This is a genomic window from Altererythrobacter sp. KTW20L, from assembly GCF_023501975.1.
GTDB lineage: Bacteria > Pseudomonadota > Alphaproteobacteria > Sphingomonadales > Sphingomonadaceae > Alteraurantiacibacter.
On sequence record NZ_JAMFLH010000006.1, the window covers coordinates 236,500 to 242,866 of the forward strand.

8 protein-coding genes are annotated in these 6,367 nt (G+C 64.3%); 4 read left to right on the plus strand and 4 right to left on the minus strand.

The window, feature by feature from the left end; translation table 11 throughout:
* Window positions 1-28 precede the first annotated feature (28 nt).
* From map to M3P36_RS08145, 3 genes are all read left to right on the plus strand, one after another.
* Window positions 29-853 (plus strand): type I methionyl aminopeptidase, encoded by an 825-nt coding sequence (map, locus tag M3P36_RS08135; protein ID WP_249702745.1) that lies wholly within the window; start codon window positions 29-31, stop codon window positions 851-853.
* A gap of 119 nt (window positions 854-972) precedes the next feature.
* Complete coding sequence (locus M3P36_RS08140) at window positions 973-1,413, plus strand: DUF4440 domain-containing protein (RefSeq protein WP_249702746.1); 441 nt, start codon at window positions 973-975, stop codon at window positions 1,411-1,413.
* Window positions 1,413-1,784, plus strand: a complete 372-nt coding sequence (locus M3P36_RS08145) for a hypothetical protein (RefSeq protein ID WP_249702747.1) — start codon at window positions 1,413-1,415, stop codon at window positions 1,782-1,784. The genes M3P36_RS08140 and M3P36_RS08145 overlap by 1 nt, the downstream gene beginning before the upstream one ends.
* A 199-nt stretch (window positions 1,785-1,983) precedes the next feature.
* Here the strand turns inward: M3P36_RS08145 and M3P36_RS08150 are convergent, their stop codons facing one another.
* Together M3P36_RS08150 and ccmA are read right to left on the minus strand one after the other, a co-directional pair.
* Window positions 1,984-2,646 carry a heme exporter protein CcmB gene (locus tag M3P36_RS08150; RefSeq protein WP_249702748.1) on the minus strand — a complete coding sequence of 221 codons (663 nt, stop codon included), beginning with the start codon at window positions 2,644-2,646 and terminating at the stop codon, window positions 1,984-1,986.
* Window positions 2,643-3,218: a heme ABC exporter ATP-binding protein CcmA gene (gene ccmA / locus M3P36_RS08155; protein ID WP_249702749.1), complete on the minus strand. Its 576-nt coding sequence runs from the start codon at window positions 3,216-3,218 to the stop codon at window positions 2,643-2,645. The genes M3P36_RS08150 and ccmA overlap by 4 nt, the downstream gene beginning before the upstream one ends.
* A gap of 60 nt (window positions 3,219-3,278) precedes the next feature.
* On the opposite strand from ccmA, the gene M3P36_RS08160 reads away from it, so the two are divergent.
* Window positions 3,279-3,563 (plus strand): 4a-hydroxytetrahydrobiopterin dehydratase, encoded by a 285-nt coding sequence (locus M3P36_RS08160; protein WP_249702750.1) that lies wholly within the window; start codon window positions 3,279-3,281, stop codon window positions 3,561-3,563.
* On the opposite strand, the gene M3P36_RS08165 is transcribed toward M3P36_RS08160, so the two are convergent.
* Both M3P36_RS08165 and M3P36_RS08170 read right to left on the minus strand, forming a co-directional pair.
* Entirely contained in the window at window positions 3,560-5,503 is a 1,944-nt protein-coding gene (locus M3P36_RS08165) for a S9 family peptidase (protein ID WP_249702751.1), read from the minus strand. The genes M3P36_RS08160 and M3P36_RS08165 overlap by 4 nt on opposite strands.
* 263 nt (window positions 5,504-5,766) lie before the next feature.
* Complete coding sequence (locus tag M3P36_RS08170) at window positions 5,767-5,946, minus strand: hypothetical protein (protein ID WP_249702752.1); 180 nt, start codon at window positions 5,944-5,946, stop codon at window positions 5,767-5,769.
* Between the last annotated feature and the right edge of the window lie 421 nt (window positions 5,947-6,367).

Genomic DNA, 6,367 nt, shown 5'->3' on the forward strand with positions numbered 1-6,367 from the left:
CGCGGCCATTATCGCTACATCGCCCGTCATGGTACAATATCAGCACGTCACCGCCGACACGACCGTCTATCGCGACGGCACCATCAAGCTGCATGGGCCGGAAGGCTTTGCCGGCATGCGCGCCGCCGGGAAACTGGCTGCACAGATTCTCGATGAACTGACCACATTCGTCGTTCCCGGCGTGACCACCGGCGAGATTGACGACCATGTGCGCCAGATGATGCTCGATGGCGGATCGGTGCCTGCCACCCTTGGCTATCGCGGCTTTACCCATAGCTGCTGCACCTCGATCAACCACGTGGTGTGTCACGGGATTCCCGGCTCCAAGGTGCTCAAGGACGGTGACATCGTGAATATCGATGTAACCCCGCTGCTGGATGGCTGGCACGGCGATACCAGCCGGATGTACCTGGTGGGTGATGTGCCGCTGAAGGCGCGGCGGCTGGTCGATGTGACCTACGAATGCCTTATGATCGGGATCGACAAGGCCAAGCCCGGCGCGCGGCTGGGCGATATCGGCGCGGCGATCCAGGCCCATGCCGAAGCCAATCGCTATGGCGTGGTGCGCGAATTTTGCGGCCATGGCCTCGGCCGCCTGTTCCACGATGCGCCCGAAGTGGTCCACGCCGCCCGCGCAGGCACCGGGCCAGAACTGAAGCCCGGCATGTTCCTGACCATCGAACCGATGATCAATCTGGGGAAAGCGCCGGTAAAGATGCTGAGCGACGGCTGGACCGCCGTGACCCGCGACAAGAGCCTGAGCGCCCAGTTCGAACATTCCATCGGAATTACCGAGGATGGGTGCGAGATTTTCACCGCCAGCCCGAAGGGTCTCGACAAGCCGCCCTATTGATGGCGGTCAATGAAGGGGCGTGGTATGGACCCCTATCCCCATCCTGCAGGACACAGGGCCCCAGGCGATCCTCGCCTTCCGCCCGCTGAAGCCCTGCAGTTATGGATAGGAGGATCGTCATGTCATTCCGTATGATTGCTACTGCCGCCGCACTTGCCGTTGCCACCTTGCCGGGCCTTGCTGCGGCACAGGAAGATGTCACCGTGCAGGAACTGGCCAACCGCTGGACTGCGGCCTACAATTCGGTCGATATTCCCGCGCTGGCTGCTCTCTATGCCGACGATGCCGAGCTTTACATCCACCACGAAGGCCGCGTGATCGGGCGCGGGGCGATCAGCGATTACTGGGCGGCGGACATGAACCGCGCCAACCCCATTACCGTGCTCAATGTGACCGACGCCGTGGTCGATAGCGAGATGATGCTGGTCCACGGCAACTACCAGGTGCTCGACCGCTTCCTCGGCGTGCCGCTGGGCAGCGGGCGGTTCGCCCATATCTGGGTGCTGGACGAAGACGGTTGGGTGCTCGACCGCGACGTGTGGGTGGATCGCAGCCAGTGATGACCTTGCGCGCCCGGCTGGCGACAGTGTTCTGTGCCGCCATGCTGGGCGCGTGCCAGCCGCTGGACTCTGTTGCCGAAGCTACGCCGCCGCCGGTGGTGGACCACGAGGTGCTGGCCTTTGCGCAAGCGGCCTGCGGCGGGTGCCATGCGGTGGAGCAGGACATGCTCTCGCCCAATCCGCTGGCGCCCGAATGGCCGCGCATCGTCAACACCCCGGGACTGACCTCGGCCTCGCTCGAACGCTGGCTGGTCGATGCGCACAATTACCCCGAGGAAATGGATTTCGACCTCGATGCCCCGCAGGTGTCGGACCTGGTCGGCTATATGCTGGGCCTGCGACGCGAGGGGTATGAGCCGCCGAGCCTTTAGGCTTCGCGCTTTCCTACAGGGTCGCCGCGCGCCTAAGGGCGTGGCGGCTCTTTCCAATCGATGGCAGATGCGGGGTGTTTTTCCCGGGGAGGTGTCACTTTGTCCGCCCGGGCGTTTAGCGGGGCAGGTGACTGTAATCAGGCGATAAATGTGACTTGAGGGAAAGTGACAGGGTGTCACTTGTGTAACCTTTGCGGCTCTAGCCTTCGCGCGCGGCCCTGATCGCGGCCCCTCCGGCAAAGGGCGCGATGGCGACCAAGAGCAGGCTGATCGCGCCGGTCAGGGCAAGGCCGCCCTCGCCGCCGGTGGACAGCGATCCTGCGCCGAACACCAGCAGCGGCACGGCCAGCGGAATCAGCAGCAGGCCCGACAGCGCCGCCCCGCCGCCTTTCAGAGCCACGGTAACGCTGGCAATGATCACGCCGATGGCGGCAAGACCGGGGGTGCCTGCCAGCAGGCCCAGTTCAACGGTGCGCAGCTTGTCCCCGTCGATCCCCACCAGCGCCGAAGCGGGCAGGGCGGCGAGCATGATGAAGGGACCGAAGCTGAGCCAATGGGCGACCATGCGAACGGCGACCAGCAGTTCTTCGGACACCCCGCGCAGGGCCCACTGGTCGAAGAAGCCCGCTTCCACATCGCTCGCCAGCAGGCGGTCCAGCGGCAGGATCGCGGCGAGCAGGGCGGCGACCCAGATCACCCCGCCGCCGGTCGCGGCGAGCAGGGTGGGGTTGGGGCCGATCGCGAAGGGATAAAGCATGGCCACGGCGAGGAAGAACAGTAGCGGCAGCAGCGATCCGCCGCCGCGCATCCCCGGCAGCAGCCGCGCAAGATCCCGGCGCAGAAGGGCAGCAAGCGTGCTCATCGGGTGTAGGTCGCAAGGTCGAGCCGGCGCAGGTCGGGCAGGGCGAAGGGCTGGTGGCTGGCGATCAGGGCAAGCCCTCCTGCCGCGACATGGCCCGCCACCAGGTCCTCGACCATGGCAACGCCCCTGGTGTCGAGCCCGTTGAGCGGCTCGTCCAGCAGCCAGATCGGCGCCTGCTGGCCGATCAGCCGGGCGAGCGCGGCGCGCTTCCTTTGGCCGGTGGAGAGATAGCGCACGGGCACGTCGGTGAGGTCGGCGAGGCCAAGCTGGTCAAGCGGGGCGGATTGCGGATCGAGCCGGTGCCAGAAGTCGAGAGCAGCGCCCAGCGGCTGGTGTTCGTCCAGCGCGGGCCGCTCGTCCAGCAGGCCCGCCATGCCGTGCCGCTCGACCGACCCGGCGAAGGGGCGCAAGAGGCCGGCGATGATGCGGATCAGGCTCGACTTGCCCATGCCGTTGGGCGCGACCACCTGGCAGGCCTCGCCGCCCGCAAGGTCCAGCGAGAGGCCGGCAAACAGCACGCGGTCCCCCCGGCGGCAGGCAAGATCGCGGGCAGTGATGCGGCAGGCTTCCATCGGCCACCGCGTTAGGGCACTGTTCGCGCGGCGACAAGCAAGTGAAAGGCAGGGGTAAAAGTGGACCGGTTGACCGATAGCGAACAAGAGACAGCCCTGTCCTGCATCCCGCGCTGGACCCTGCGCACCGATGGCCGCGCAATCAGCCGCACCTTTGCCTTCAAGGATTTCAACGCCGCCTTCGGCTTCATGACCCGGGTGGCCCTGGCGGCGGAACGGCTGGGGCACCATCCCGACTGGTCAAATGTTTACAGCCGCGTGGACATCACCCTGACCACGCATGAGGCAGGCGGACTGACCATGCGCGATATCACGCTGGCGCAGGTGATTGACCGGATGGCCTAAAGCCCGGCGATAAATTCCCGCCCTGCCGGAATCTGCGCGGTCGAGGCGCCCAAAACCTCGCCCAGATCCTCCACCCGGCCGCCGAGATTGGTGGCGAGGAAGCCCTCGACGATGGCGTTGAAGGCGATGTTGTTTTCCGGGCGGTGGAAGCCGTGGCCTTCATCGGGAAACAGCACATAGGTGACGGGGATGCCGTGGCCCTGCATGGCAGCGACGATCTGGTCGCTCTCGGACTGCTTGACGCGCGGATCGTTGGCGCCCTGGCCGATCAGCAGCGGGCGCACGATGCGGTCCGCCTTGTGGATGGGGCTGCAATCCTTGAGCAGTTGCAGGCCTTCGGGCGTGGTCGGGTTACCCATCCGGTCATGGAACTGCTTGACCATCGGCGCCCAGTAGGGCGGAATCGTTTCGAGCAGGGTCTCGAGGTTCGACGGCCCGACAATGTCCACCCCGCAGGCGAAAAGCTCGGGCGTGTAGGTCAGGCCCACCAGCGTGGCATAGCCGCCATAGGAGCCGCCCATGATCGCCACCTTGTCGCGCGCGGCATAACCCTGTGCCACGGCCCATTCGACCGCATCGACCAGGTCGTCGTGCATGGCCTTGGACCATTGCAGGTTGCCCGCATTGATGAAGTGCTTGCCGAACCCGGTGGAACCGCGGAAATTTACCGACAGCACACCATAGCCGCGGTTCGCCAGCCACTGGTGGGTGAGGTTGAAGCCATAGCCGTCGCGTGCCCAGGGGCCGCCATGGACCACGAGGACCAGCGGCACCGGGCCTGATGCACCGGCGGGCAGGGTGAGGTAGCTCGGCAGGGTCAGCCCATCACGCGCAGGGATCTCGTGCACCTGCATCGGCTGCAGCGGAGCGCCTTCCAGTGCGGGCTTGGTGACGTAGAACAGCTTGAGGCTATCCGCCGCGCGGTCGTAGATATAGCAGCGCATGGGGGCCACCAGCGGGTCGTTCCAGACCAGCCACTTCAGGTCATCATCGGTGCGCGACATCACTCCGAAATCGCCGTCGAGCTGCTCGCGCAGCCAGTCGAGCGAGCTCTTGATGCCCTCGTCCACGCAGTGCCATTCGGTGGTGAGGTAGGTCACCGACCATGCCTGGATCACCCCGGTCCTGGTATGGCGCATGGTGCCGCCGATATCGGCGCGGGCATCCTCGGCCAGCAGGGTGCGCTGGCCTGTGGCGGTTTCCTCGGCATAGAGCGCGGCGGTATCGCGGCCGCGGCTGTCGAGCCAGTAGAGCGTCTCGCCGTCGGTCGTGTAACCCGCCATGTGGGTGCTGAGCGAATCGTCCATCGCGATCACTTCGCGCGGACTTTCCGCAATCACGCCATCGGTGATTTCATGCAGGTCCGTACCGCCCGCCTCGTTCTGCCGCATGGCCCAGCGCAGGGTCAGGGCATCATCGGTTTCGAACCCTGCCCATTCGTTGTTCTCCAGCACCAGCTCCAGCGCGCCGGTGGTGAGGTTGAGCGAATGGACATCGTGCCACTGCGGATCGCGGTTGTTGAGGCCCACCAGGATGCGGTCACGGATGGTGTCCGATGCGCCGACGATCTGCACGCGGGTGTTCTCGAACGGGGTCAGGCACGTCTCCGCGCCGGTCGCGACATCGACCTTGTAAAGCAGGTAGTTCTCGTCCCCCGCCTTGTCCTGGACATAGAGCAGCGCGGTGGAGTCGGGCGACCAGAAGTACTGCGGGATCGGCCGGTCCTTGGCGCTGGTCATGCGGCGGGCATTGTCGGGGGCGGCATAGGGAGCCATGAACACGTTCATCACGCCTTCGTGCGGGGCCATCCAGCTCAGCCACTGGCCATCGGGGCTGATCTTGCCGCCACTGCGCACCGGATTGCCGAACAGGTCCTCGCGCGGGATCAGCGGGACGTTGGCGACGAGGTTGGCGGCGGTGCCAATGGTTGGCGTGGTCATGATTGCTCCCGTTTGGTCAGGGGTGACAGCTAGGGATGCGTAGGGGAAAAGGGAAGGGCGGGGCCTTAGAGCGCCGGGTTATCATAACAATGCCAGCGCTCTGTGAAGTTGTGAGCCGACGACGTTTTGATCTGAAAGATAATTCCTGCCAAAGGAAAGCGGACTGCGCAACGCATTTCATGCCATAGCTTTGGGGGCAGTTGGCTGAATGGCAGCTCTTGGCGTAAATCCCTTAAAGGCCAGACGGCAGGAAATGGGGGTGGTTAGCTGCCATCCAGATTTGCGCGGCGATTTTGCAGCCACATCAGCGCGATCGCTGCAATTGCGCCGACAACGAATGCGCCATAGTAGACGGCTCGCCATTCAAGGTCGTCTCGACCAATAACCCCAGCAGAGAAATGGGCCCCAGCCGATATCAGCAAGATGCGCTCAACGAACTTCATTTGCCAACTATGCCGATGGTTCTGAACGACCGCAATGGGTCGTTTCCTGACCGACAGCTTTTTTCCAGATCCACGCGGGAACTGCCATTCCGCTAACGGTCAGTTCTGGAGTCGCGCGGTGGAAAGCTGACGCCGAACCTTGCAGCATCGCGTCACTTGTCGAAACTTGCCGCGCCGCATTTGGGACAAGGGTCGATGATCCACGGATACCAGAATGGTCCAGACTGCGATACCATACCGTGTCCGCATGTTCGGCGCTTCCCAGCGATCAAAATGTATCGCACACCACTATAACCGGCAACAGCCCACCAAAGAAGTCGGATGGGCCATGAAGCGTCGCCGGAAAACACCGCTGAGATGGCGATGATGCCGAAGGCAAGCATTTTCAATGTAGCGGTTGATTGCGTCATTAGGGTTCAAG

What these genes read in the sequence shown, in the direction of transcription:
- map (WP_249702745.1), top strand. Translation starts at nt 29, where the DNA reads ATGGTACAATATCAGCACGTCACCGCCGACACGACCGTCTATCGCGAC.
- M3P36_RS08140 (WP_249702746.1), top strand. Translation starts at nt 973, where the DNA reads ATGTCATTCCGTATGATTGCTACTGCCGCCGCACTTGCCGTTGCCACC.
- ccmA (WP_249702749.1), bottom strand. Translation starts at nt 3,218, where the DNA reads ATGGAAGCCTGCCGCATCACTGCCCGCGATCTTGCCTGCCGCCGGGGG.
- M3P36_RS08150 (WP_249702748.1), bottom strand. Translation starts at nt 2,646, where the DNA reads ATGAGCACGCTTGCTGCCCTTCTGCGCCGGGATCTTGCGCGGCTGCTG.
- M3P36_RS08170 (WP_249702752.1), bottom strand. Translation starts at nt 5,946, where the DNA reads ATGAAGTTCGTTGAGCGCATCTTGCTGATATCGGCTGGGGCCCATTTC.
- M3P36_RS08145 (WP_249702747.1), top strand. Translation starts at nt 1,413, where the DNA reads ATGACCTTGCGCGCCCGGCTGGCGACAGTGTTCTGTGCCGCCATGCTG.
- M3P36_RS08165 (WP_249702751.1), bottom strand. Translation starts at nt 5,503, where the DNA reads ATGACCACGCCAACCATTGGCACCGCCGCCAACCTCGTCGCCAACGTC.